Source organism: Dickeya aquatica, assembly GCF_900095885.1.
In the GTDB taxonomy this organism is placed as follows: domain Bacteria; phylum Pseudomonadota; class Gammaproteobacteria; order Enterobacterales; family Enterobacteriaceae; genus Dickeya; species Dickeya aquatica.
Map to the genome: position 1 here is coordinate 3,703,192 of NZ_LT615367.1, position 22,245 is coordinate 3,725,436.

The window sequence follows — 22,245 nt, forward strand, 5'->3', positions numbered from 1 at the left end:
GCCGTATCTCGATGCCCTAAATGCGAGGAGCACCAGTTTGAAATGGTTGAGAAAGAAATTCGCAACGCCCGGTTTAAGATGATGTTCATTCAGTGTTCATCTTGCGGCACCGTTGTTGGCGTAACAGACTACGAAAACACACCTAGTCTGATTCATCGTCTAGCCAAAGCATTAGGTGTTCGTCTCTAATGCATTTTGACTATTACCGAGGGTATCAATCAGACCCTCGGCATCCCCCTGATCAACCAGATGATGAAGAACTACTTTCATCTCATCAGACCAAACCGTACAACTGCCGTCCTTTTGCTCATCAGCAGTAGACAAATTCACAGAAGATCTATTTTCTTTAATCATCATTTAATCCCCGCTTAACGCCGCGTTAATCTCGTCAGTGATGCGTTGTTTCGCAGCATAGGGCCGCTCGTTGTAGCCACGATCTAGCACAAGTTTCTCGCCGTCAGCCCAAACAAACACATCATCATAAGCACCCACTTCGATACGGGTGATGCTGCTGGCCATGACAGAATTTTGCTGGTTGATGCTAATGATTTTGTCAGCCATAACGTTTCCCTATTTCTTCACCGAACCCATTAAGAATGCTGACGAACGCCTCCAGGTGTTTTGAATGTTTTTCCCGGATAAAGGTCGACAGCAACTGGATAACCTCAAGCGCAACAGACAGCTCGCTTGTTTCAGGCAGAATCTTTTTACTTGCCGACGTCGCTTTGTTAAACGCATCAGCAAGGCTTGCCAGCAGCTCAACACGAGCCTGCGGCGGGATATCTGCCGCGCCGTTAAGCATTTCCAGCGTGGTCTGGTACTGCGTTACCAGCCCGGTTAATACCGCACGGCCGATATCCTCCAGACCACCGCCCGCCATGACATGTGCCGCCCGCAGCTTGTCCCAGTCGTCGCCAGCGTCTTGCGCGTCTTTTTTCCAGCGCCGTGCTGTGCCGAACGCGACGCCAGACTGTGCCGCTGCGATTTCAAGCGACATCTGGCCGAAAATATAAGCCCGGCGCAGCTTGTCTTTGACTTCCTGCGGGTGCGCCATCAGAGTCCCAGTCTCGCTTTGATTAGCAAAATTGCCGTTGTAATCAGGCCACCTGCAACACCACCCGCCACACCACCGGCAATTGCACCGCGCCGAACAGCAGCGGATTCGATAGTGTCCATGCGATGCTCAATCCGGGTCAGTTGCGCAGAGATATCTGCCAGCCCGTCAATAGCCGGGGCCGGGATTTGCAACGCATCCAGCCGTTTCGAGATATTGCTCAGAGCCGCCGAATCAGCAGCCGTTACTGTTGCTACGCGACGCACGCGGCGCTTTTGTCGTGCCTTCATTTATCTGCCTTCCTGTCCAGTTTGTTATCAATCCGATCGATAGTGCTCTTCAAATCGCGCAACGTATCCATTACAGACTCGTGATCGCGCCGGGCGTCGTCACGGCGCTGATAGTCCGTTTTGATGCGTTCAACATCAGCCCGGAGCGATTTCAGCGCATCGCTCAGTCCGCGAACGACCAGCCCAAATAGTGCTGATATCAGCGTCATCGCTACACCCAAAACCCATTCCGGGGTCATTTGTCCTTGCCCCCTTTGTAATAGGCGTTTAGTTTTTCCAGTTGCCCGCGCAAGGTCAGGCACCATGCCCCATAGTCGGCCGCGTGGTTCAAAAGCCCTGCGGGGGAGAGTCCGCGTCCGGGGCGGGCGGCATCGGTGGGATGTACAGCAGCTCGGCCGGGGGCGTCGGACATACCGACTGTGTCGTCGGCGTAGCCAAGACTGGCGCGGTAGAGCCGCAGGCTGTCAGGGCCAATGCCGGTAAAAGCGTTAGAATCATTTTTAACTGCACGGTCGATCCCCTCTTTCAGTTTTTGCGTCGTTTTCGTCAGTTCCGTTTTCACGTCCAGCAGCTCAACTGCCAGTTCATCCGCACGGACGCGCTGCGCCGTCGCGTCTGCCTGCGCCTGTTGCAGTGCAGCGACCTGAAGCTCTGCGGCCTGACGTTTTTCCTGTTCGGCGGCCAGCACTTGTGCCGCCAGTTGCTCGTTTTTTAGGGTCAGTTGCTGGTTTTCATCGCGCTGCGATGCTACGCCCGCGTTGCGTCCTGACGTCTCCCCGACGTTGTAGGCAACACCGGCGGCAGCGACGATAAACACCAGCGGTAGCCAGGCAACGCGCAAGAACTGGAGAATGGCGGTATTCACTGTTGGCCTCCTTTGTCTGTTCCGGTTTGCGTGGTCTGGGTCTGGTCACGTTTGATGGCGTGATATTTAGAGGCTTGCGACTGCGTTACCCAGGCGGCGAGATACGCCATAAACAGCCACTCGGTGAGATTGCCTGTGTACGTGCAGAACAGCAGCACACCGGTCGTCGCCAGGAACGCGATGAAAACGATGGTGTCGGACGTGGAAAGACGGCCGGATTTCGGATTAGTGACAAGGTCGCTGAGTTTCATGCGGCCCCCAGTGCGCGGAGCGCCTGTTTATACAGCGCCTGACGCTCAGCCAGCCCGGCCATACCTGCATTAATACGGCGGGTGATTTTCACGATGTCGCCGATATCAGCCAGCGAATTCAGCTTGTTTTCAGACCAGAACCAACCCGCAGACAGCGCAGCGTATTGCGGGGATTCCAGCAGTTCCGGGGAGGTGATCAGGTCAATGCCGAGGGCGCGGCCACAGGCCAGATAATTATCAAGGCCGGTGAGTTGGATAAGGCCACGGCCGCGGAATTTCCAGCCGTCATCCGGGGCTTTGTTACCCATGCGGTTGCCGTAGGCAAGATTAGCGATGGCTCGCTGACGCTCTGCGGGCAGGCTGCGCTCATCGGCATGGCGGCCCAGCGCTTCACGCTGTCCGGCGGTTAGCTGAGAAAAAATGGCAAGACCGGCAATGGAATAGTTGAACGACTCGACAATGCGAGTGAAACCACCGGATTCGTGGCCCGTCTGAGCGATGAATGCGGCAATGCGGCGCGGGGTAGTGATATCGAAGTGCTGTAGCGCGGCGACGATGTGCTGATGCCATTTCCCGGCAATCTCGGCCTTAACACCGGCGGCGCGCTGGAACTGCTCTACTGTGATTAAAGACATGACACCAGCTTTGTTGTGTGTAAAAAGTGGTGTCAGTGTCTGATTGATGAAGGATTTTTATAACTGGATGGGGTTCAGTGGTTTATGGGCTACAGATCATTTCCCAGGTTTTTTGCCTGCTGTGCTGCCATCGCCTGATCAAAGTTCGGAGATGTATAAATTAATTGACTGAAATCTTTACCCGTCGACGCATCTCGATGCCCAGCAACAAAAATAGTGTCATTATCATATCTGATATAGATAGTTCCTCCATTTGCCAGCGCTGCCTTTGCTTCATCTGGCGTTGATGACGATGATGGCTGACCATACTTCTTTTCGAGGGCAGCAACGACAGGGTTGATGCCATCGTTCAGTGTGATTGCTAAACGCTCGAATTTTCCATTAATAAATAGCACCATAGCCAATGAATCCGAGCCTGAGAATTTGAAGTCGTGGCAGTAGTAAGTTTCAACTCCGTTGATTTTTTTCTCTTCGTATTTCTTCAGGTTACACCACTTTGCTGCAATAACAGTCTTTACGTCAGACCCAAACTTCACGCCTTTATACCCATCCACCGCTGCTACTCCGAATGACGTAGCAGATAATGCAATCACCAAAGCTATTGTTTTAAATTTCATATAATTTCCTCAAAAAAGACTTTGCTGCTGATGTGTTACCGGGTTCTTGCTTTCGCGCACCAGTTCCCACGCCAGACGGTCTGAAAATCCATATCCAGGGCAAAGCCGGGACATCGCCATCGTTATCGATATACCCGCCTCGGTCATCTGGTTTAAATCGTGCATAAAACGCTGATTACGCAGCTCACGCAGTGCGGCAGCGCAGCGCGGCAGATAAACAATATCGCCGCCGAAGGTCTTCGACAACAGCGTCGCGTTTTCAGCGCCGATAGTTTCGCGCAGAAGTTCGGCGCGGGCGGCACCCAGCGCGTGGATGCCTTTGCCAATCGGGAAGGTTGTTCCGCCGAATCGCTCAATCAACCGGGCGGTAGCCGGGAATCCAATCAAGTCTGCAATTTGCAGGACAACATCGGGCAGCAGCCCGGCTACGCGCTCCAGTTCCATGATTATTCCCCGTTCTTGGGTTTACGGCGTTTGGCGTCGATGATCAACGCTTGCATGAGTTTCGTTAATTGCTGTATATCCAGCCAGTCAACATATCGTACATTAAACATGTGCTGCGCCATAGTCTCCGCATAAGCCCATGGTCGACCCGCGTCTGTTAGCAGCGCCTCAACTTTGCTAAGGATGGCCCTTTTACTGGCAGGCACACCAGGCTTGCGGCCATGATTCCTTGCGCGGCGCGGGTAGCCGTGTGTGTGCATGTACGCTTTAACGGCTTCGAGTTCCTGCATACTGCATTGCGTAGCGGATGATTTCCCGGTTAACCGCGCCAGTACAGCGCGGTACGTTTCATCATCCCATTTTAAGTATGCCTGACCCGCTTTTACTGCGCCGATCAACGCCCGATTCGCCTGTGGTTTAGCTCGCATCATCAACACCCCCAGCGTTATTAACCCACGTCAACCCCTCGGCTTTTTTGAACTGACGAATAAGGCTGGTCGAGCTGGAGAAGAACGGCAGCCAATAGCTAACTGAATCATGTAAACCGGGAATGCACTCCTTAGCTCTGCGTTCTCCGATTGCCCTTTCGAGTTGTGCCACACGCCTCACCGAGAAAAGACGTCTTTTCTTTTCACACCAGAACAGACGGGTAATTGGGTTGTAAGCCTCGGTTTTTTCATCCCCCCACGAAAAGCGCTGTTCCCCGTCAAAATAGACGGACAGAACAGTGCGGCTTTCGCCGTCACGCACACGTAAGACGGAAATTACCGTGTCGCTATATTTAAATTCAATGTGGCAAAAATAGCTCTGTAACTCCGTTTTAATCTTCGCCCACTGTTCCTTTGTGATTGAGCTATTCACTGGCTGGCGGCGCTTGCGCGCCGCTGCCTGCTGTTTTTGGTTGAGGTTAGTCATGTCGCACCGCCATCCGCACCGGGCGGTCATCACAAATTTGGTAGCCGTCCTTATCCATACGCGGTGTGATGCCAGAACCTCCGGCACTGATGTACTGGCAGCCCGTTCCTGCATCGGTATACAGCGACAAACCAGAACGACCCACACCGTCTGTGTCATCGCCCGTCAGGCCAGTCTTAAATGCCAGCCATGAGACAGCGGGGATAGCTACAGCGCCGACAATCAGATAAATGCAGACTTTCTTTGCAGCCTTGCGGCCAGCGCTGATCAGCCCGGCGTAAATGCATTGACCTAGGTCGGTACGGGCCGCCGGGCCAAATGCCACAATTTTTATCGTGCGTGGAATAATCATTGGAGCCTCATTAGTATTTGAATGTCATGGCGATACATCCACTCTGCGACCAGCAGACCGGCGACGAACCCGACGGTCATGCCCAGCAAAAACGCATCAATAAATAAATCTCTCACTCTGTCAGCGCCTCCAGCCGCGATTCCACCACTAGGTCAATTTGCGATGCCAGACCCAAACGCAACAGCCAATCCGACAACTGATATAGCGCCCCAGCCGGTGTTTCTGCGCCTGGAAAATCCTCAAGCACGATAGTAGGTTGCCACCTGCCATCACCAACATTTGACAGTGTGATATGCTGCTCAAGCATCGTGCTGCCGTTGTTATGCCTGAGCGTCAGGCCGATGCCAGCCGTATTGCCGAATGACTCAAAGCGCGTCAGGCGGCATTCGACCGAATGAGTATCAACAACACAGCGCGCCCGCTGATCGACATTGTCGCTCTGCGCACGCAGCACCGTGATTTCATCGCGACAATCAGCCAGCAAACCCAGCCACCGATCACCCAATTCAGGGTTATGACAAATAAAGTCATCGAGGAGGAACAGGTTGGCGCGCACGCGAGCAAGGTTATTTTTCATCATGACACCCTCCAGAGTTTTTTATGTTTCTCGACGGCGCGTTTCATTTCACGCTGAACAGCGGACTTGTAGATGCGGGAGCCGCGCGCATCGAAATATTCCCAACGTGATTTACCCGGTAATACCGGGCGCTCATTGACGCGGGAGCCGTCACTCAGCGAATAGACGCGGTATGCACCGTTGTCCCAGTATTGGCAATTGTTGACGATTGGCATTAGCTGTCCCTCCCGGCACAGGCGCTGCACAGGTCGTCTTCGACCCAGTGGCAACTGGGCTGACACGCCTCATACCAGTTACAGCGGCACTGGCGGCACATCTGAGACGGGTCGGGGCTGATGCGATACACGCCGGGTTTTGTGTACGACACCGGGTGTAATGCGGTGATAATCAGCCGCTGTTTTGTGCTGAAAATCTTTGCGCCCAGGTTTTTCACTGCAACATCCGGGCTGTATGTGCATGATGCGGTTTTGCCGCTATTACGGGCGATATATGTACCGCTGCTATAGCGGACAGAGATATCAAGATGAGAGATAGACATTATTCGACCCTCCCGCCTAATACCATTTGAATGCCGCCTAGCTTTGCGCCGCCTTTTGATTCACACCACGCTAACCACGCTTGCAACGCATCGATTGCAGCATCACCGTCCGACGCTTCCGGCACTCCGGGAACCAGAAGTTTTCCAGCGCTGTCACCTTTGCCATGACGAGCAACAACGTCGAGAAAACCGTGTAATGCATACTTAGGCCCAGTAGCGATTTGAATAGCACCGGAGCCATCCAGTCTATCTGCCGGTAATTCATCACCGATTTCAATTAAGCCGCTTGCCCAGCACCATGCGAATTGTGGCGTCATATCTAAGTAGCTTTTACAGCTACAGCGCGGGCATACCGAGTGGGACGCGGCAATTCCGCAGATATAGCCAGGCGTTAATTTGCGCTCCGATTTCATATGCTGATTTCTGCATCGTGTGCATTTAACCTTAATATCTGACATTCTCATTTCCTCAGATTTAGGCGTAAGCCAGCCCCGGCGGGTTTACGCCATTTTTAAAGATGTTTAATTTCGGTTTAAATTACTGCGGTGATTTCAACGTATCGATTTTGACGAAATATGGCTCCAGATTAATTTCAACAATTGACCCGCACTCAAAATCACGGGCGACATCTGCCGTTTTTACTATCTTCCCGCCGCGCAATATCGGGTTGGGGCAATACATAAAGGAATGCCCGACGGCATATTTTTTATTGAACTCATCAGCGCACATATCACACCCCGGCAATATCAAGCGGTATTGGCCGGTACTGGTCAGAGTCGCCGATTCGTTCATAGACGCGGATATAAGAACGACTACCGACGACTTGAACAGCCTCGCCAATGGCGTCCATAGCCCGCTGCCAGCGTTCATCCGAAATCTCTAAACGACGCAGGGCCAGCACCGCGCCGGTATTAACCTCACCTTCCTTTTCAGTCTGAAAAGCGCGGTTGATAATCGCGTGAATCTCCGGCCGTGCGCCCTCAACCCAGTCTGACAGACATTCATCAATCAACGCTTTGGCAGCTTGTAAACGCTCGTCAAAAGCAATGCGGTCTTGCATTGCGCGCTGTATTTTGTAGCGCCCGTCGTAGCTATAGAGCGTGACGTTGCCTTTCTTACCACCAAGGTTGACGCCGTACTCACCCCCTGAAAGGGCCACGAACGCGGCGATATCGGCAAACCCGGCCACCTTAAATTCAGCCAGCGCGGCGTTCACTGCCAGCGCACGGCCAACCAGTTCCGCGACCAGTTCATCGCGGGCCACGTCGATTGGTTTAATCAGATGCTCCGGCGTCAGTACGCCCTTTGCATCAACCCAGTAGCCAGGCGCTGCTGCTTTCTCTGTGAATTGTTTAGTGGGCATGCTTTTTCTCCTTTTTGACTTTTTCAATTGCGTTACGGACTTTCTCGTTAACGTGCCCAGCAAGACCGGCACCTACGGCAACGGCGATGACCCGGGCCATACTGCTATCGTCCTTTTCAAGTTCGACCTTGCATTGCACATCAATGCCCCGCGCCTTTGGGGTGATGCTAATTACTACTTTAGCCATTCGTTTTATCTCCAGATAATGTGCGCGCCGCGCCAAACGGTCATCTTCACGATGCGCTGTACACCGTTTTTTGTTTCAGTGATTTCGACTGCCGTCGGTTCCCATGCTGCAAACGGACGATCAACTTCAATAATCGGGCGGCGGAATGTAGCGTGATAATCCACGACATTAATTCCGGCACGCAGCAGTCGATTGATGGGTTTCATTAATTCGGGGTTATTAATTGGCAAATTGCACATAGCAAATACCTCGTTAATTAATCAGCATTTCACACAGAAAGCGTGGCATTTCTCTTTATCAGACCCAAATCATCCAACAGACAACGGTAGCCACCCGGAAGAAATACCGGCTCACCTTTAAGATAAATGCGCATCAGCCGGTAAGCCTGACGGAACGCCGCTGGTGTGGCCGCACCCTGAATGCTGAATCGCAATGAATCACCGCAAAGGTCATGCCACGGCAGACGCAGCGCGTCGCAGACCATTGAATAAACATCAATAGTGATACAAAACCCTTTACCACCCTCCGTATCCATCAGATAAACGTTGTCACGCATTCTTCCATTAGCCATCACATTTCTGGTGATGCGACGCAAGGCGAGACTTTCTTTTTTAAGCGCCATATCTTTAATATCCATGATGATAATTCTCATTAATTAATCAGCATTTCAGCGAACTGACGGACGGTAGAAACACTGACGGGTCTGTCGTTGATGTGACTGGTACGGACTACACCGCGCAGCAACTTGAACAGTCTCCGGGCATTCCCCCGACTTTCTTTGTAGAGAACGGCACCCATTTCCGGCGTCCATGCGTCAGGAATTAGGCTTTCAGAGATTGCATCGGTGTCGTCTTGTGGCAGGGCATTACCGAGATTCAGCGCAAAGCCAACGCGGCTATATAACTGCACGAATTCGCCACGCTTACCTTTCAGGTTCAGGATAAGTCTCGGCATACCAGCCAGAACAATGCCAATCCCTGACTTGTCATGGATGCGTCGTAGCACTTCAAGCGCCCGATGAGGCAATAACTCGCCTTCATCAATCATCAGCAGATAGCCGGAGTCGCGCAGTTTGTTAACGCAGAGTTCAAACAATTCATGCATATTGCCGCGCGTGGACAGATTGAGGCGCGAACAGATTTCCTCCAGCAATACACGGGCGGTGTAACTCGGGTCAGCCTCAATAAGCAGCGCAGTCGAGTTAGCGGCAGCGTAGTGTTTCAGCGCCATCGTTTTACCCAGCCCCGCCTCGCCATAAATCACATTGATTTCAGCATCAACATGCGCCAGACGGATGATTTCGAGCGCTTTTTTTGAGGTGGAAGTAGATACAAAACTCGCCTCAATACGCTGCAACTTATCTTTTTCACGGACGCGTTCAATGAACTCAGAGACGATTTTGTTGACGCCATCTACATCGCCGTTATATTTACCCTGCAAGTACTGATTAATAACGGCAACGCTCTTACCGATTGCGCGCGCCACTTGAGACTGTGTCAGTCCCTTGCGTTCTATTAATTCAGATAGTTGCGTTCTCATAGTCATGATGTACTCCTGTTAGCAATCAATAGCGGTTTGATGGCAGTCAAACCGCGTTGTTTTTGCGGCGCAAATACTCGTCACGCTCAGATTCGAATAAAAACAGCGGTTCCCGGTCATCATTTAGTTGAGCCACATCCCCCCGCAACAACGCGCCAAAATCTGGCGTGTGCTCGATAGTGCGGACAGGGTTAAGCTCAGCGTCGATTTCTTCTGCTTTCTTGTTAACCAGCGCCATGCGGCGTGCGTGGCGGTCTTTGCGAACCTTCTCGATGTAATCGACCGGGAACGCGGCGCGTGTGTTACCGTTGACGATAGCAGTGCAGATGAACGTACCGTCCAACTGACGAACGGTGACGCTGCTGGCATCGTGGATATCGAATGCAACCAGCACCGCCTCACCATCCACCCGGATCAGTTCCTCGGCGAAATACTGGTTGTTGAAGACAGACAGCCACCCACGCTGCGCGGTGCGCCTGACTTGCGGGCGGAACATTTCTCGCAATTCAGCCTCGGACAACCGGTCAATCTCTGCTGTTTCCAGCAGCGTGGCGCGATATTCGGCAGCAGTGTAGTGTTGACCATCGGCGCGGCGCGGTAGCTCGCTGTGCCGGTGCCGTGTGTTATAGGCGTCGATTTCGTCTTCAATGGCGTCAATCAACTGGTTCCAGCTCGGCAATTTTGCGATGGCCGATTTTTGTACCGGGTTCAGTTCCTTACCCTGATTCAGCGCGTTGATGGCCGAATCGACTCCCCGACTGGTAATGCGCACAGTTTCTTTGTCTGCCGCTTTACCGTTGTAGGTGGCGAACTTGCGGGCAATGCGTGCCGGAATTTCCTTGTTAAGACGTTCGATAATTCCGCGCGCCTGTGGGTTGCCGGGAATACCGGTCGGGTGTTCGATGCCAAGGCGCGGCAGGATGCCAGTAATGTCGGCGTCCAGCAGTTTGGCTGTTTCACCGCCCCCGTTATCGGAGTAGTACAGCAGCGGTACGCCGTGGCGCTCGATGCCGTGGCGCAGGGCGTCAGCCACCGCGATCACGTTCTCAGCCAGCCCCAGGCTCCAGCCGACAACGTAGCGGGTGCGGCCATCGATAACCAGCGTCAGCTCGGGGGTAAACGGGCGACCGTGGTCAGGGTGAGCCACCTTCATCTTCATGCTGTGACCATCACCAATCCACACCCCGTTAACCGGCATCACGTCCCAGTCGCGCTTGACGTATGTCTGCAATGCGGTCATGGCAGACCCGGTAACCCGGCCGCGCTGTCGCACGATTTTCGGCATCTTGTTCAGCGCACGATGAACCGCATAGATAGACGGGCAGGCATCACGCATCGCAGGCTGATCGGCATACTGCATGTGCCAGTCGGCGCAAAAATCCTGATACGCCTCGGCAACAGAGGGGCCGTTAGGGTTGCGGTAGTGCGCCATAAACAGCGGTAGCCAGGCCAGTTGTTCCGGTTTCTTGGCTTTGAGATGACCGGGAGCAAGTAACACAAGGCGCTCCGACGCATCTTTGGCGCGCAGATAGTCAATCACCCACTGATTCAGCGCCCGGACGCTGACGCCGACACGCTGACCTTTACGGGCGTTTGCGGTGGTGACATAGCGCTGCAAGTGCTCCGGCAGGTCACAAGAACGTGACCGGTCACAAATAAATTGGATTGCTTTGATGCGTGACAGGCCGGTGTCTTGCAGGCGCAGCACTTCAACAACCAGCACCATGCGGGCATCGGCGATGTCGCGCTGTTTCTGCGTCAGCGCAGCGGTTTTCTGTTCAAGCATGGCCGGGCACTGGCGCACCAGCTCAAGCATCTGACTGGTTGACGCGGTGGTTGATGCAGTGACGGCCTTTGCCGGGGCGGTAGCAGGCTGCTGTTGCAGCAGGGTGTTGTAGTGGCGCTGCAATACCGTGTCGCGGGCGATATCAGGCAGACAATCAACGTGATATTCAAAGGCTTTGCTGCCCTCGCGGCGGCGGCGTAATTCAGCATTACCACCCGAGCGCTTATCCAGTCGGCTGCGAATGTTGTGCTCCATCCGAGGCAGTCCGGGGAGATCAACACATTCCTTCGCTGTTAACCAAATAGACATCCTGCCCCCTTAAGCAGCCGTGCGGTCATTCGATGGGTAACGACTCGGCCAGATGACCGCCGGAGATATACCGATTTTTTGCGCAATCGCGTCCTCGTAACGGCCGCACTTGCGATAGAACACGTTACGAATGGTGTTCTCTTTCAGACACAGATCTTTCTCGATGTCGTGCAAGCTGACCCCTTTGCGATCGAGAGCGGCGATAATCGCCTTGCTTGACCAGTCACGGCCGACATCCACAAACAGGTGGGTGATGTCTTGTTTCAGTAACTGCATTGTGTGATCCTCTCTGGTTTACCTAATTCGATAATCAGATGTGGTTATCGGATAAACACAATCTATCACGAACAATAATCCGAAGTAAAAGATTTTTGTCGGATTATTGTTTGCATCAAACCCAGCCCAAAAGACCAGATATTAAGGGATATAAATCAATGAGTTATAAAGAAAAGACCGACATTGAAACAATAAACCGAGATCGGATTATTGTGAGTAGCGGAATAAACCGCTTTCGCGAGCGCCTCAAGGAGGCCATGAATGGCATGAGCAATAGCGAGCTGGCAAGAAAAAGCGGTATGTCTGAAACCACAATAAGGAAGTATCTCAAAGGGGATATCTACCCTGGGATAGATAGCGCCGCCATTGTTGCGTATGCGTGTAATGTGTCGTTGGTTTGGCTTTTATGCGGCATCGAATTAAATATCGAAGAAGAAACCAATAGTCCGACAAGACAGGGGGCACAACCCTCAGATTCTATACTCCAGAGATTGTCTGCGGAACAAGCTAAGATGCTAAGTGATGCCATTATTGACCACGGCGTTACAGGCATCATTACAGCTCTAAAAGGTATGGCTACAGTGACAGATTTCCTGCGGCTTTCAGAGAATGAGAGGGCGCAGGTCTTACGGGTATATGAGCAAATCAAAGAGGGGGCATCTCAGGGCGATTCGGACGCAGCACAAAGAAGCCTGACAACTAATAAAAGGCAGGCTGGCTGAAAGAACTGGAAAGGAAAAGCGCGAGGTTTCTTTGTTAAAGAGAAAGCCAACTGCCTCCATGCTGGCAATGTGTTGATAAACATATCATTTTAAGAAATGAAACATTAAGCAATAAAACAATGCAGAGGTTCTTTTGAGGTGGCAGGAAAAGAAAGTGCGCGTGTGTTGTAAAGCCAGATTAAAAGCTGCTTAAAACGGATCACTCGACGATCAAAGCTGTGCAAAATATAACGCAGAAATAACCAGTTTTTTCCATTTTTCTCCGGGCTATGCAAAAGCCCACGATTTCCCGCAAAGCCGCGCCATTCAAGGCGTCCCGCTATTCCAGACTCTCCTAGTAAGCTATGCATAAATGATCACTCCCCCACAAGTAATCCGTCGGCGAGGGCATCGCCATCAGCGCACGCGCCACCGCCACCAGCGGGTTGATGTTCGCCATGCGAATCACCCCCAGCGACACGGTTTTGCCGCCGGAATGCGTCTGGTGGTGATGCTGATGCAGCGCAAACACCCGCTGGTGCAGGGTGTGCGCCACCGCCCGGCACACCGCGCTCGCTTCTCGCGTCGGGCTTGCCACCGGTTCAATTTCCGCCCAGCGCAGCCGCTGCTCCTGCTGTTGCAGCTTGTCGATACGCCCGGTGACAAACGCCTGATGCTGAGTGGCAAAAGCCTGGGTATCAGCAATCTGATGGCACTGGCTGTCGAATTCATCAAACCAGCCGCAGCAAATACTCAGCGGCGTGCCCGGCTCGCCGTACGCCTGCTGCCAGGCGGCGCGGCCTTTCAGGTAGGCTTCGAACAGCGCGCGGATCAACGCCGGTGGCAGCGTGGCGGAGGACAACAGCACCCGTGAGCCGAGCATCCCCGCCCAGTTCACCAGCCGACACAGCGCGGGCAGGTCTTCCAGCCCAAAATCGTCCGGCTCATCCAGCACCAAATCCGAGGTGAGCAGCCGCAGCATCGGCGCAATCTGGTGGCCACCGCGCAGGCTTTCGGTCGCGGGCATCAGGTGGTCGATGGTGGTGACCAGCACCGGCGCACTCAGCAGTTGATGCAGCGTCGGCGATTTTTCCAGCCAGGTTTTCAGCCGACCGTCATCCAGCGAGCCGTCGTAACTGACGTACTGATGCTCGCTAAACAGCGACTCAGCCGATTCGCTGCCGGTTTGCACCACACGCGTTGCCTGCTCCTGCTGGCGCAGCTCATGCAGTTCCTGCACCGCCTGCGAGCCAATCAACACCGCCAGGTCGTCTTCATCCAGCGTCAGGCGCTGGCGCAGGGCATCGCCGGTTTGCAGCGTCAGGGTGCGCAGGCCAAGTGCTACCGAAAAGCGACACCCGACGGATTCATCTGCCAGCGCGTACATAATGCGGGCATTCGCCAGCGTCTTGCCGCGCCCGGTAGACGCCATGTTGACGCCAAAAAAGCCGTGGCGAGCCGCCTGCTCACGTATCGCACAAACCTTGTCAAACGCTTTATCCTGCCAGCGGAAGCGCGCATCGGTGCTGCGCTGGCGAAAGCCTTTGTGCCGGGTGATGGCTGGCAGCGTGTCGCGCAGGTGCGGCAGGCTACGCCCGAGCAACAGCGCATTCTGTGCCACGCCGACGCAGTGCTCATCCAGTTGCTGTTTGAGCTTGCCGGTCTTTCTGTCGGTATTGGCCCACACGGTGTAACGCGGGTCTTGCCAGCCGGAGGTGGCATCGGAAGAGGAGTAATGGTGGTCTGCCAGCATCAGCGCCAACCGTGCCAGATGCACCGTCAGCCGTTGCTCCAGTTGGCCGAAGGTCATCAACGAGGGTAACGTCAGCGCACGGGTGGCGAACTTGCGCGCCTTTTCACACCAGACGCGGCTTTGCAGCGGCGTGCCGTGCGGGAACTGCCACACCTGTTGCCATTCCTGCGTGCTGATATCCGGGCGCAGGTGATTAACGGCATTCCAGCAGGGTGACACCAGCCCGGTCAGCCACTGACTCACCTCACCTAAATCAGGGCTGGGATTGCCGCTCTTGTCATCCCAGAACATCGGCAAACGGTGGTGGGAAACAATCAGCCAGCCCACCACCTGCGCCAGCGGCGGCAGGCTTCCAAACGGCGAGGATTTGGGGATTCTCTCATCCTGCTGCACGCGCGCCAGCAACGCCGCTTCCTCCTCCGCGCGGATAGCGGCCAGCGCCGTCAGCCAGCCTGTATCGTCCTGCTCGCCGACAAACGCCTGAAACAGCCGCAGCGACACCCACTCGTGGCGAAGCGGCTGGCTGCGCGGCCCCTTGCCCCGCAACCCGGCCTGAAACAGCGCATTGGCTTTGCCGATGTCGTGAAACAGCCCGGCAATCGCCGCCAGCAGGCTGAAGGCTTCGGCGCTGTGCCACGGGTTTTCATCCTGGCGGCGCAGAATATCGCGCCCGGTACGGTTGGTCGGCACACTGCCTTGCGGATTGAAACGCCGCAGGTTGCCGACAATCCACAACAGCTCGGTGTGATTGGCGCTGCGGATCCAGTGGCAGGCCACCGCCGTGTTGCGCCGCGCGGTTTTACGCAGCAACTGGCGCAGTGTTTTCAGCCCCTCTTCGGTGATGGCGGTCTGCCAGGTGCGTTCCCCTTTGCGCTCGGCGAACTGATCCAGCACCCGGCGGGTTTCCACCAGCGCCCGCTTGTTGCATTCGGCAATCAGCAGGATGTTCATTGCGCCCCCTGACTCCCGGTTTTCGCCACCTGGCTTAATTGCTGCGCCACCTGTTGCAGGCTGTCGATCATCACGTCCAGCGCCTCGGCCTGACGAAACGATGTCAGGCAACGCTGGCGAAAGTCCTGCTCGTCTTCCCCTTCCATGGCGGCGATAAACGCCTGCGGCAGAATCAGCGCGTCTTTAATCAGGTCCGCCACATCGAACACCAGCCCGCCGCGCCGGGTTTTACCGTGCAGCACCGCCAGCCCGTGCGGCAACCCCAGCACCCACAACGCCACCGCCGCTAACCCGTAAGCCAGATAATTACCGTGGTCGAGAAAACGGTTCGCCAGGTCGGTACCGCCACCGCGTTTAGCGCGGGTAAAATCACCGTAACTCACCGCGTTGGCCGCCAGCCGGTACAGCGCTTTGGTCATCATCGCTTCCTGCACCAATACGTCGTTACTGGTGCGACAGTTCGTCAGCCCCTGCTGATAGCGGTTAAGCAGTGCTTCCACATGCTCGGGTTTGATAGCAAAACGCGACTCACGCGCCAGCCTCCCGCCCAGCCAGTGCTGGCGAATCTGGCCGATGCGCACCTGCTGGAAGGCAATCGCCGCCGCCAGCCGCGGCTCTTCGTTAAACCAGAAGCTGACCCAATCCTGCAAATAGCCGGTGGGGCGGTATTCGCTCTGCGGCGACAGCCACGACACCGCCACCTCCGCTTCATTGGCGGCGAACAGCGGCGTGCCGCCACTACCGCAAAACCCGACCATCACCCCGGCGCGGGCAAATTCCCGCATCGCCGCCTGCGTGACCGAAGTACCGGTGCCGAGCATCACCACGCTGGTATTGGCAATCGGGATATTCCAGTACAACGACTGATTCCCCTCTTCGGTGACATATTCCACCCGCCCGCCATTCACCAAAATACGGCAATGCTGGAGGTAATAAATATTGGCGCGTTTGGAATGCAGAATGGTTTTTAAATCCGACGGGCTGAATACGTTATCCATAAAACCGTTTCTCTGTGGTGGTGATAAAACAACCCTATCCGCGTAATAAAACGCAGACTAATAATTCATTGGAAAACACGTAATACACTGGAAAGTAACGAGAATTAACCTATCACAACCCAAGCAGGAAAGTGAATGACGCCAAAAAGACTTTCCTTATTTTCATACCCTTTTTTTCCGCTGTCTTTTTCGATATTGAAAAATCAACAAGTTACCGACAGCCGAAAAAAAAGGGTCTGACAGCGAAAATCGCCAATTGCGGGCAGAAATACAACGGGTTAGAGTCAACGGGCTACAGTTCACTGCCGAGTAGGCAGCTTAGAAAATGCTTGCAACGCATCGATTGCAGCATCACCGGTTCACTGCCGAGTAGGCAGCTTAGAAATATCCCCACATTTCGATTGGGAGACTCGCAAAGTTCACTGCCGAGTAGGCAGCTTAGAAAATAAGAACACCGCTTGACGAATAAACAGATAAGTTCACTGCCGAGTAGGCAGCTTAGAAATGCTGAGCCTTTCATGCGTAAAAATTCTGTGTGTTCACTGCCGAGTAGGCAGCTTAGAAACATATGGCCAACGGCCTGATCCGCCTGCACTCGTTCACTGCCGAGTAGGCAGCTTAGAAAAGAATGCCGGTGTGACGGTTAAAGCCACCGACGTTCACTGCCGAGTAGGCAGCTTAGAAAGAGTGTAACCAGCGCATACAACAGCCGGTTTTGTTCACTGCCGAGTAGGCAGCTTAGAAAACTGACGTCATCGCCGTAATCGTTGCCGTTTTGTTCACTGCCGAGTAGGCAGCTTAGAAAATCGCGTACAGTTATTGACAGAACTCCAAGGGGTTCACTGCCGAGTAGGCAGCTTAGAAAACCTCGACAGTCAGGGGATAACGCCAGTTCGCGTTCACTGCCGAGTAGGCAGCTTAGAAAAATGTCGCCACAGGCATCAGCCAGTCTGCGCTGTTCACTGCCGAGTAGGCAGCTTAGAAAAGTGCCGGGTAACTGGCGGCGATAATGTCCAGGTTCACTGCCGAGTAGGCAGCTTAGAAAGCTGATGCGGTGATGGAGAGCGACAGCGCACTGTTCACTGCCGAGTAGGCAGCTTAGAAAGGTCAATGTGGTAGACCTGAAAATACCCGGCAGTTCACTGCCGAGTAGGCAGCTTAGAAAGCGCTTCACGAATATGCACTCGTACAGGTTGGGTTCACTGCCGAGTAGGCAGCTTAGAAAGAGAAATCGTTCACTGCCGCACAGGCAGCTTAGAGTTCACTGCCGAGTAGGCAGCTTAGAAAGAGCGAAAAAAACTTGGCCTGTCGCAAGCACAGTTCACTGCCGAGTAGGCAGCTTAGAAAAGCGTCTGGCTGACCGACGGCTCTACCGTGAAGTTCACTGCCGAGTAGGCAGCTTAGAAATGGGTATCGTCCAGCACCACGTCCGCCGGGGAGTTCACTGCCGAGTAGGCAGCTTAGAAACATTCCCAGCCGGTTCGGAACGAATGTCTGAAGTTCACTGCCGAGTAGGCAGCTTAGAAAACACACTGACCGTTCCATTGCCTGCTGCGGGGGTTCACTGCCGGATAGGCAGCTTAGAAAGTCACTACTCTGGAGACTGCCAGCCAAAAGACGTTCACTGCCGGATAGGCAGCTTAGAAAGCTGGAAAACCTGCTGTTACGCCAGCGCATCAGTTCACTGCCGGATAGGCAGCTTAGAAATGAAGGATGGCTTCGAAGTCCAGCACTTCGATGTTCACTGCCGGATAGGCAGCTTAGAAAGATATCCAGCCGAAATGTGCCGGGCGCATCGCGTTCACTGCCGGATAGGCAGCTTAGAAACGAGGACTTTTTGCAGACGGGCAATGCGGTTTGTTCACTGCCGGATAGGCAGCTTAGAAACTGAGCTAACCATATATCTAACCAAAGATGATGTTCACTGCCGGATAGGCAGCTTAGAAAATCTTACAACCTCACTTGAATTTATTTAATATGTTCACTGCCGGATAGGCAGCTTAGAAAACGCTTCCACACGATTTTATCGTCACGGTCAAGTTCACTGCCGGATAGGCAGCTTAGAAAATTAGCAAAAACATCGTGTTCACTATTTACCCGTTCACTGCCGGATAGGCAGCTTAGAAATCAGCCGCTCTTTCCTGTGTCCAGCCCAATCCGTTCACTGCCGGATAGGCAGCTTAGAAAATCGTCGGCGCTGCGGACTTGGCCGGTGGCACGTTCACTGCCGGATAGGCAGCTTAGAAAATCAATATGATGGGCCGCGGACTGGCGCTGAAGTTCACTGCCGGATAGGCAGCTTAGAAATGCCAGAGGGGCTGTCTGTCGGCGGCTACCTCGTTCACTGCCGGATAGGCAGCTTAGAAAGAGTGTCGCGAAATCGTCGAGGTATTAAATCGGTTCACTGCCGGATAGGCAGCTTAGAAATGATTGCGTGTCAGATTAGCCCCGATCAGCTCGTTCACTGCCGGATAGGCAGCTTAGAAATGATGCCATTCAGAGTGAATCCGACGATGTTCGTTCACTGCCGGATAGGCAGCTTAGAAAGATGTGCAGGAAACTGTCTGGCCCGCTGAGGTTGTTCACTGCCGGATAGGCAGCTTAGAAATACAGGGGCGGTTCTTGTGAGCTACGCCGGGTGTTCACTGCCGGATAGGCAGCTTAGAAAGCCCGGAAGGCTCCATGCCAGACCTGGTGAAAGTTCACTGCCGGATAGGCAGCTTAGAAAACGCATTACCGGCACGACAGCATTTCCGTCGTGTTCACTGCCGGATAGGCAGCTTAGAAACAGTGTTGTACCCGACACCGGCAGCGGCAGCGGCAGCGGCAGCGGCAGCGGCAGCGGCAACGAGTTCACTGCCGGATAGGCAGCTTAGAAAGCTGGATGCAACAGTCCTACCTACCTACAAAAGTTCACTGCCGGATAGGCAGCTTAGAAATTTACCATGACGATACACCTTACTCAGCACTCGTTCACTGCCGGATAGGCAGCTTAGAAAGCGATAGCGGCGAATGGGTCATCATTCCGCCCGTTCACTGCCGGATAGGCAGCTTAGAAAAGATTAACCGCTAAAATATCGCAATGAATCCCGTTCACTGCCGGATAGGCAGCTTAGAAATTCAGCTCGCGAGGTCAGTGAGTTCAAATCAGGTTCACTGCCGGATAGGCAGCTTAGAAAGACAAATTCAATCGCCGCTTGTGCTGCTGCGGGTTCACTGCCGGATAGGCAGCTTAGAAAAATAGACGTGTGGACGAACGGCGACGGCGGGAGTTCACTGCCGGATAGGCAGCTTAGAAACAGTTCGCGCCGGGCAATACAGCGGTGATGCCGTTCACTGCCGGATAGGCAGCTTAGAAAGACGGACATTATGACCGGCAGCGCTGAGACGGGTTCACTGCCGGATAGGCAGCTTAGAAATGTAAATCTCTTGTGATATCAGAGATTTTTTGTTCACTGCCGAGTAGGCAGCTTAGAAAGATGATATCCACCAGCACATAATGTTCGGCCCGTTCACTGCCGGGTAGGCAGCGGTTGACGGTGTTACTGGCGTTAAAACTACGCTGAGGTGGGCAACTTCGCCGGATGCACGGCATGGAGGCCGTGCAAGCCCATTCCGCGTAAGGAACGCGTAATGGGCGGTCCGAATAGCGAAGGCGAACGCCGAAGGCACCGCGCCAGCGGCGTAGTTTAGCCACTCAGCCAGAGGTCAAGGAGAGGTGGCGCTTGCACCTCTCCTTGTCGTGCGTGCGATAAAGCCGCAAAGAAACAATGCGGTTAATCACGCACGAAACCCTCACTCTACCGATAAACCTCACTATCTAACGCCCGGGAAAGGACAATATCAAAACGACGTCCAATCACCATTGCTACCCGCCACCGCCGCCGCCCGTTTTTCCGGCAGCGCCGGAGATAACATCGCTGGCTGACGGGTTGGCGACGTTGCGCCGCTGTTGCCTTGCGGCATCAGGCGAAATGCGCTGACCGCCTCGGCCAGCAGCGAGGCTTGCGACTGTAACGACAACGCGGCAGATGCCGCCTGTTCAACCAGCGCCGCATTTTGCTGGGTGGTGGTGTCTATCTGCCCGACGGCGATATTAATCTGGCTCATGCCATCGCTTTGCTCATGGCTGGCCTGCGCAATTTCATTGATGATGCTGTGCACATCGTTGACGTGGCTGGTCAGGCTGCTCATGGTGGACTCGGCGTTATCCACCAGCGCCATCCCCTCCTGAATTTTGTCTACCGAGTCATCAATCAGCTCTTTGATTTCTTTCGCGGCGGTGGCACTGCGCTGAGCCAGCGAACGCACCTCGCCTGCCACCACGGCAAACCCTCGCCCCTGCTCACCGGCGCGGGCGGCTTCAACGGCGGCATTGAGCGCCAGAATGTTGGTCTGAAAGGCGATGCCGTCAATCACGCTGATGATTTCCGCCATGCGCTGAGACGCGCCACGAATGCCACGCATTTTATGGGTGACAGAAAGCATCACCTCGCCGCTGCGCTGCGCCGCCGACGAGGCCTGGTTGGCAATCGCCGTCGCCTGATGCGTGTTGTCTGCCGTGTTCTTGATGGTGGAAACCAGTTCCTCCATTGAGGCGGCAGTCTGTTCGAGTGAGCTTGCCTGCTCTTCGGTGCGGGAAGATAAGTCCTGATTCCCGGCGGCAATTTGTGAGGCAGCGCTGGAAATCGCCTGTGCGCCATCGCGCACCTGCCCGACAATCTGGTGCAGGCTGGCATTCATGTTATCGAGCGCATGCAGCAGTTGACCTGCTTCATCTTTGCGATCGGTGGCAATGTGTAAGGTGAGGTCGCCTTGCGAAACGCGGTCTGCCATCATCAGAGCCTGCTGAATCGGTTGGGTGACGCTGCGGGTGATCGCCAGCGCTATCCAGCCGCTGAGCACCACGCCAGCGGCCAGAATAGCCAGCAACACCAGCCGGATGTCATGGTACGTGGCAGACATGTTTGCCACGGTTCCCATCATGACATCGTCCTGATAATCCACCAGTTGGCGTACCGCCTTGCGATAGGCTTTTTGTGTCGGATTCAGGCGATCGTTAAATTCATTAATAGCCCTGTCACGCTCCCCGGCTTTGACCAGTGCAATGATTTTTTGGCCCGAATTAAGAAAGTCGGCCCGAATGGTGCGAATATCACTAATAACTTGTTTGACTCTGGAATTATTGGATTGATCCGCCTGTTTTTCCAGTTTACCCATTAGACGGGTTATTTCCTGAGAAACTGAGGGAATCTGTTCAATAACAGCATTAATTTTTTCATCACCAGAAACCAGTAATAATTGCTGAAAAACTCTGACACCTTCATTCACATTTTCAATCAGGTCATTTGCATCCACTGTTTGCGGATAAATATCCTGAACAATATCGCGGGCATTATCATGAAAATTCGCCAACTTGATTATTGCCAGCACACCGACAATCAGCAGCATCGCCGCCAGTGCTGAGAACCCCGCCCCCAGGCGTGCACCAATCCGCCAGTCAGATAAACGTATCATTAGCTCCTCACTCCTTTGTTAAGAATAAAACGCCATACAGATAACTTTCAGGGCTAAGCTTGGGCAAACATGGCGGGCTACGTTCCGGGCCGTCAATAGTTGTGATAAAAAGCGCCAACAATCTACCGGCGTTTAGCGGTTTTTACCGGTCAGCCATCACGATGAAATATCTCTTATCTATTGTTAACAGACAAAAGCCATTTCTTTTCCTCAGTGATTAAGACAAAAACAACATAAATTAAAAGGCGCTGGAATAACGCCAGAACACAACCGGATACTGAATTATCATTCATCTGTTGCCATTGTATGCACACGAAACCGTTCCCT

29 protein-coding genes, 1 pseudogene and 1 CRISPR repeat array are annotated in these 22,245 nt (G+C 53.9%); of the genes and pseudogenes, 1 reads left to right on the forward strand and 29 read right to left on the reverse strand.

From position 1 onward, the window contains the following. Window positions 1-171: 171 nt before the first annotated feature. The 25 genes from DAQ1742_RS16795 to DAQ1742_RS16915 all read right to left on the reverse strand — a co-directional run bounded on the left by DAQ1742_RS16795 (window position 172) and on the right by DAQ1742_RS16915 (window position 11,998). Window positions 172-357, reverse strand: coding sequence for a hypothetical protein (locus DAQ1742_RS16795; protein WP_067486428.1), 186 nt, complete (start codon window positions 355-357; stop codon window positions 172-174). After that, window positions 358-561 carry a hypothetical protein gene (locus tag DAQ1742_RS16800; protein WP_067486425.1) on the reverse strand — a complete coding sequence of 68 codons (204 nt, stop codon included), beginning with the start codon at window positions 559-561 and terminating at the stop codon, window positions 358-360. Beyond that, window positions 554-1,054, reverse strand: coding sequence for a DUF1804 family protein (locus DAQ1742_RS16805; protein WP_067486422.1), 501 nt, complete (start codon window positions 1,052-1,054; stop codon window positions 554-556). The genes DAQ1742_RS16800 and DAQ1742_RS16805 overlap by 8 nt, the downstream gene beginning before the upstream one ends. Further along, entirely contained in the window at window positions 1,054-1,344 is a 291-nt protein-coding gene (locus tag DAQ1742_RS16810) for a hypothetical protein (RefSeq protein ID WP_024110358.1), read from the reverse strand. Before DAQ1742_RS16810 ends, DAQ1742_RS16805 begins: the two co-directional genes overlap by 1 nt. After that, complete coding sequence (locus DAQ1742_RS16815; RefSeq protein WP_024107989.1) at window positions 1,341-1,583, reverse strand: hypothetical protein; 243 nt, start codon at window positions 1,581-1,583, stop codon at window positions 1,341-1,343. The genes DAQ1742_RS16810 and DAQ1742_RS16815 overlap by 4 nt, the downstream gene beginning before the upstream one ends. Next, window positions 1,580-2,209 (reverse strand): hypothetical protein, encoded by a 630-nt coding sequence (locus DAQ1742_RS16820; RefSeq protein WP_067486419.1) that lies wholly within the window; start codon window positions 2,207-2,209, stop codon window positions 1,580-1,582. Before DAQ1742_RS16820 ends, DAQ1742_RS16815 begins: the two co-directional genes overlap by 4 nt. Then, window positions 2,206-2,460, reverse strand: coding sequence for a DUF2644 domain-containing protein (locus DAQ1742_RS16825; RefSeq protein WP_067486416.1), 255 nt, complete (start codon window positions 2,458-2,460; stop codon window positions 2,206-2,208). The genes DAQ1742_RS16820 and DAQ1742_RS16825 overlap by 4 nt, the downstream gene beginning before the upstream one ends. Next, the gene (locus DAQ1742_RS16830) at window positions 2,457-3,086 is read right to left on the reverse strand and encodes a glycoside hydrolase family 19 protein (protein WP_067486448.1); all 630 of its coding nucleotides are present in this window, start codon (window positions 3,084-3,086) and stop codon (window positions 2,457-2,459) included. The genes DAQ1742_RS16825 and DAQ1742_RS16830 overlap by 4 nt, the downstream gene beginning before the upstream one ends. 98 nt (window positions 3,087-3,184) lie before the next feature. After that, window positions 3,185-3,712 (reverse strand): hypothetical protein, encoded by a 528-nt coding sequence (locus DAQ1742_RS16835; RefSeq protein ID WP_051124158.1) that lies wholly within the window; start codon window positions 3,710-3,712, stop codon window positions 3,185-3,187. A 9-nt stretch (window positions 3,713-3,721) separates the two neighbouring features. After that, on the reverse strand, window positions 3,722-4,156 hold the full coding sequence (locus DAQ1742_RS16840) for a Mor transcription activator family protein (protein WP_067486502.1): 435 nt from the start codon (window positions 4,154-4,156) through the stop codon (window positions 3,722-3,724). Window positions 4,157-4,158: 2 nt separating this feature from the next. Next, window positions 4,159-4,587 (reverse strand): gp16 family protein, encoded by a 429-nt coding sequence (locus tag DAQ1742_RS16845; RefSeq protein ID WP_035345568.1) that lies wholly within the window; start codon window positions 4,585-4,587, stop codon window positions 4,159-4,161. Further along, complete coding sequence (locus DAQ1742_RS16850; protein ID WP_067486499.1) at window positions 4,574-5,071, reverse strand: hypothetical protein; 498 nt, start codon at window positions 5,069-5,071, stop codon at window positions 4,574-4,576. The genes DAQ1742_RS16845 and DAQ1742_RS16850 overlap by 14 nt, the downstream gene beginning before the upstream one ends. Next, complete coding sequence (locus DAQ1742_RS16855; RefSeq protein ID WP_035345566.1) at window positions 5,064-5,423, reverse strand: hypothetical protein; 360 nt, start codon at window positions 5,421-5,423, stop codon at window positions 5,064-5,066. Before DAQ1742_RS16855 ends, DAQ1742_RS16850 begins: the two co-directional genes overlap by 8 nt. Window positions 5,424-5,535: 112 nt before the next feature. Then, window positions 5,536-6,003 (reverse strand): hypothetical protein, encoded by a 468-nt coding sequence (locus tag DAQ1742_RS16860; protein WP_051124157.1) that lies wholly within the window; start codon window positions 6,001-6,003, stop codon window positions 5,536-5,538. Then, on the reverse strand, window positions 6,000-6,215 hold the full coding sequence (locus DAQ1742_RS16865; RefSeq protein WP_035345565.1) for a hypothetical protein: 216 nt from the start codon (window positions 6,213-6,215) through the stop codon (window positions 6,000-6,002). The genes DAQ1742_RS16860 and DAQ1742_RS16865 overlap by 4 nt, the downstream gene beginning before the upstream one ends. Then, on the reverse strand, window positions 6,215-6,538 hold the full coding sequence (locus DAQ1742_RS16870) for a hypothetical protein (protein ID WP_035345563.1): 324 nt from the start codon (window positions 6,536-6,538) through the stop codon (window positions 6,215-6,217). The genes DAQ1742_RS16865 and DAQ1742_RS16870 overlap by 1 nt, the downstream gene beginning before the upstream one ends. Continuing rightward, on the reverse strand, window positions 6,538-6,996 hold the full coding sequence (locus tag DAQ1742_RS16875) for a hypothetical protein (protein WP_035345561.1): 459 nt from the start codon (window positions 6,994-6,996) through the stop codon (window positions 6,538-6,540). Before DAQ1742_RS16875 ends, DAQ1742_RS16870 begins: the two co-directional genes overlap by 1 nt. Window positions 6,997-7,075: 79 nt before the next feature. Continuing rightward, window positions 7,076-7,267, reverse strand: a complete 192-nt coding sequence (locus DAQ1742_RS16880) for a hypothetical protein (protein WP_035345559.1) — start codon at window positions 7,265-7,267, stop codon at window positions 7,076-7,078. A 1-nt stretch (window position 7,268) separates the two neighbouring features. After that, complete coding sequence (locus tag DAQ1742_RS16885) at window positions 7,269-7,901, reverse strand: DUF3164 family protein (protein ID WP_035345557.1); 633 nt, start codon at window positions 7,899-7,901, stop codon at window positions 7,269-7,271. Beyond that, the gene (locus tag DAQ1742_RS16890; RefSeq protein ID WP_035345554.1) at window positions 7,891-8,088 is read right to left on the reverse strand and encodes a hypothetical protein; all 198 of its coding nucleotides are present in this window, start codon (window positions 8,086-8,088) and stop codon (window positions 7,891-7,893) included. The genes DAQ1742_RS16885 and DAQ1742_RS16890 overlap by 11 nt, the downstream gene beginning before the upstream one ends. A 5-nt stretch (window positions 8,089-8,093) precedes the next feature. Continuing rightward, complete coding sequence (locus DAQ1742_RS16895; protein WP_035345551.1) at window positions 8,094-8,327, reverse strand: hypothetical protein; 234 nt, start codon at window positions 8,325-8,327, stop codon at window positions 8,094-8,096. Window positions 8,328-8,356: 29 nt separating this feature from the next. Further along, window positions 8,357-8,725 (reverse strand): hypothetical protein, encoded by a 369-nt coding sequence (locus tag DAQ1742_RS16900; protein ID WP_035345548.1) that lies wholly within the window; start codon window positions 8,723-8,725, stop codon window positions 8,357-8,359. A 14-nt stretch (window positions 8,726-8,739) separates the two neighbouring features. After that, a complete protein-coding gene (locus tag DAQ1742_RS16905; RefSeq protein ID WP_067486496.1) occupies window positions 8,740-9,633 on the reverse strand; it encodes an AAA family ATPase in 894 nt (297 codons plus the stop codon). Between the two features lie 40 nt (window positions 9,634-9,673). After that, complete coding sequence (locus DAQ1742_RS16910) at window positions 9,674-11,722, reverse strand: Mu transposase C-terminal domain-containing protein (protein WP_232046543.1); 2,049 nt, start codon at window positions 11,720-11,722, stop codon at window positions 9,674-9,676. 9 nt (window positions 11,723-11,731) lie between these two features. Beyond that, window positions 11,732-11,998 (reverse strand): helix-turn-helix domain-containing protein, encoded by a 267-nt coding sequence (locus tag DAQ1742_RS16915; RefSeq protein ID WP_067487293.1) that lies wholly within the window; start codon window positions 11,996-11,998, stop codon window positions 11,732-11,734. A 158-nt stretch (window positions 11,999-12,156) separates the two neighbouring features. Between DAQ1742_RS16915 and DAQ1742_RS16920 the strand changes: the two genes are divergently transcribed. Beyond that, window positions 12,157-12,720, forward strand: a complete 564-nt coding sequence (locus tag DAQ1742_RS16920; RefSeq protein ID WP_051124119.1) for a helix-turn-helix domain-containing protein — start codon at window positions 12,157-12,159, stop codon at window positions 12,718-12,720. A 104-nt stretch (window positions 12,721-12,824) separates the two neighbouring features. On the opposite strand, the gene DAQ1742_RS16925 is transcribed toward DAQ1742_RS16920, so the two are convergent. The 4 genes and pseudogenes from DAQ1742_RS16925 to DAQ1742_RS16940 all read right to left on the reverse strand — a co-directional run bounded on the left by DAQ1742_RS16925 (window position 12,825) and on the right by DAQ1742_RS16940 (window position 21,915). Then, entirely contained in the window at window positions 12,825-13,070 is a 246-nt protein-coding gene (locus DAQ1742_RS16925) for a hypothetical protein (protein ID WP_145916215.1), read from the reverse strand. Between the two features lie 23 nt (window positions 13,071-13,093). Further along, window positions 13,094-15,403 (reverse strand): annotated as a pseudogene (gene cas3f / locus DAQ1742_RS16930) (type I-F CRISPR-associated helicase Cas3f); the annotation flags it as partial. Further along, window positions 15,400-16,401, reverse strand: coding sequence for a type I-F CRISPR-associated endonuclease Cas1f (cas1f, locus tag DAQ1742_RS16935; RefSeq protein WP_035344069.1), 1,002 nt, complete (start codon window positions 16,399-16,401; stop codon window positions 15,400-15,402). The gene cas1f and the pseudogene cas3f, both read right to left, overlap by 4 nt. 297 nt (window positions 16,402-16,698) lie before the next feature. After that, window positions 16,699-19,879: direct repeats of the CRISPR family, unit length 28 nt; unit sequence GTTCACTGCCGGATAGGCAGCTTAGAAA. A gap of 365 nt (window positions 19,880-20,244) precedes the next feature. After that, window positions 20,245-21,915 carry a methyl-accepting chemotaxis protein gene (locus DAQ1742_RS16940; RefSeq protein WP_035346314.1) on the reverse strand — a complete coding sequence of 557 codons (1,671 nt, stop codon included), beginning with the start codon at window positions 21,913-21,915 and terminating at the stop codon, window positions 20,245-20,247. Window positions 21,916-22,245 lie beyond the last annotated feature (330 nt).

What these genes read in the sequence shown, in the direction of transcription:
- DAQ1742_RS16795 (WP_067486428.1), bottom strand. Translation starts at nt 357, where the DNA reads ATGATGATTAAAGAAAATAGATCTTCTGTGAATTTGTCTACTGCTGAT.
- DAQ1742_RS16800 (WP_067486425.1), bottom strand. Translation starts at nt 561, where the DNA reads ATGGCTGACAAAATCATTAGCATCAACCAGCAAAATTCTGTCATGGCC.
- DAQ1742_RS16805 (WP_067486422.1), bottom strand. Translation starts at nt 1,054, where the DNA reads ATGGCGCACCCGCAGGAAGTCAAAGACAAGCTGCGCCGGGCTTATATT.
- DAQ1742_RS16810 (WP_024110358.1), bottom strand. Translation starts at nt 1,344, where the DNA reads ATGAAGGCACGACAAAAGCGCCGCGTGCGTCGCGTAGCAACAGTAACG.
- DAQ1742_RS16815 (WP_024107989.1), bottom strand. Translation starts at nt 1,583, where the DNA reads ATGACCCCGGAATGGGTTTTGGGTGTAGCGATGACGCTGATATCAGCA.
- DAQ1742_RS16825 (WP_067486416.1), bottom strand. Translation starts at nt 2,460, where the DNA reads ATGAAACTCAGCGACCTTGTCACTAATCCGAAATCCGGCCGTCTTTCC.
- DAQ1742_RS16835 (WP_051124158.1), bottom strand. Translation starts at nt 3,712, where the DNA reads ATGAAATTTAAAACAATAGCTTTGGTGATTGCATTATCTGCTACGTCA.
- DAQ1742_RS16840 (WP_067486502.1), bottom strand. Translation starts at nt 4,156, where the DNA reads ATGGAACTGGAGCGCGTAGCCGGGCTGCTGCCCGATGTTGTCCTGCAA.
- DAQ1742_RS16845 (WP_035345568.1), bottom strand. Translation starts at nt 4,587, where the DNA reads ATGATGCGAGCTAAACCACAGGCGAATCGGGCGTTGATCGGCGCAGTA.
- DAQ1742_RS16850 (WP_067486499.1), bottom strand. Translation starts at nt 5,071, where the DNA reads ATGACTAACCTCAACCAAAAACAGCAGGCAGCGGCGCGCAAGCGCCGC.
- DAQ1742_RS16855 (WP_035345566.1), bottom strand. Translation starts at nt 5,423, where the DNA reads ATGATTATTCCACGCACGATAAAAATTGTGGCATTTGGCCCGGCGGCC.
- DAQ1742_RS16860 (WP_051124157.1), bottom strand. Translation starts at nt 6,003, where the DNA reads ATGATGAAAAATAACCTTGCTCGCGTGCGCGCCAACCTGTTCCTCCTC.
- DAQ1742_RS16865 (WP_035345565.1), bottom strand. Translation starts at nt 6,215, where the DNA reads ATGCCAATCGTCAACAATTGCCAATACTGGGACAACGGTGCATACCGC.
- DAQ1742_RS16870 (WP_035345563.1), bottom strand. Translation starts at nt 6,538, where the DNA reads ATGTCTATCTCTCATCTTGATATCTCTGTCCGCTATAGCAGCGGTACA.
- DAQ1742_RS16875 (WP_035345561.1), bottom strand. Translation starts at nt 6,996, where the DNA reads ATGTCAGATATTAAGGTTAAATGCACACGATGCAGAAATCAGCATATG.
- DAQ1742_RS16880 (WP_035345559.1), bottom strand. Translation starts at nt 7,267, where the DNA reads ATGTGCGCTGATGAGTTCAATAAAAAATATGCCGTCGGGCATTCCTTT.
- DAQ1742_RS16885 (WP_035345557.1), bottom strand. Translation starts at nt 7,901, where the DNA reads ATGCCCACTAAACAATTCACAGAGAAAGCAGCAGCGCCTGGCTACTGG.
- DAQ1742_RS16890 (WP_035345554.1), bottom strand. Translation starts at nt 8,088, where the DNA reads ATGGCTAAAGTAGTAATTAGCATCACCCCAAAGGCGCGGGGCATTGAT.
- DAQ1742_RS16895 (WP_035345551.1), bottom strand. Translation starts at nt 8,327, where the DNA reads ATGTGCAATTTGCCAATTAATAACCCCGAATTAATGAAACCCATCAAT.
- DAQ1742_RS16900 (WP_035345548.1), bottom strand. Translation starts at nt 8,725, where the DNA reads ATGGATATTAAAGATATGGCGCTTAAAAAAGAAAGTCTCGCCTTGCGT.
- DAQ1742_RS16905 (WP_067486496.1), bottom strand. Translation starts at nt 9,633, where the DNA reads ATGACTATGAGAACGCAACTATCTGAATTAATAGAACGCAAGGGACTG.
- DAQ1742_RS16910 (WP_232046543.1), bottom strand. Translation starts at nt 11,722, where the DNA reads ATGTCTATTTGGTTAACAGCGAAGGAATGTGTTGATCTCCCCGGACTG.
- DAQ1742_RS16915 (WP_067487293.1), bottom strand. Translation starts at nt 11,998, where the DNA reads ATGCAGTTACTGAAACAAGACATCACCCACCTGTTTGTGGATGTCGGC.
- DAQ1742_RS16920 (WP_051124119.1), top strand. Translation starts at nt 12,157, where the DNA reads ATGAGTTATAAAGAAAAGACCGACATTGAAACAATAAACCGAGATCGG.
- DAQ1742_RS16925 (WP_145916215.1), bottom strand. Translation starts at nt 13,070, where the DNA reads ATGCATAGCTTACTAGGAGAGTCTGGAATAGCGGGACGCCTTGAATGG.
- cas1f (WP_035344069.1), bottom strand. Translation starts at nt 16,401, where the DNA reads ATGGATAACGTATTCAGCCCGTCGGATTTAAAAACCATTCTGCATTCC.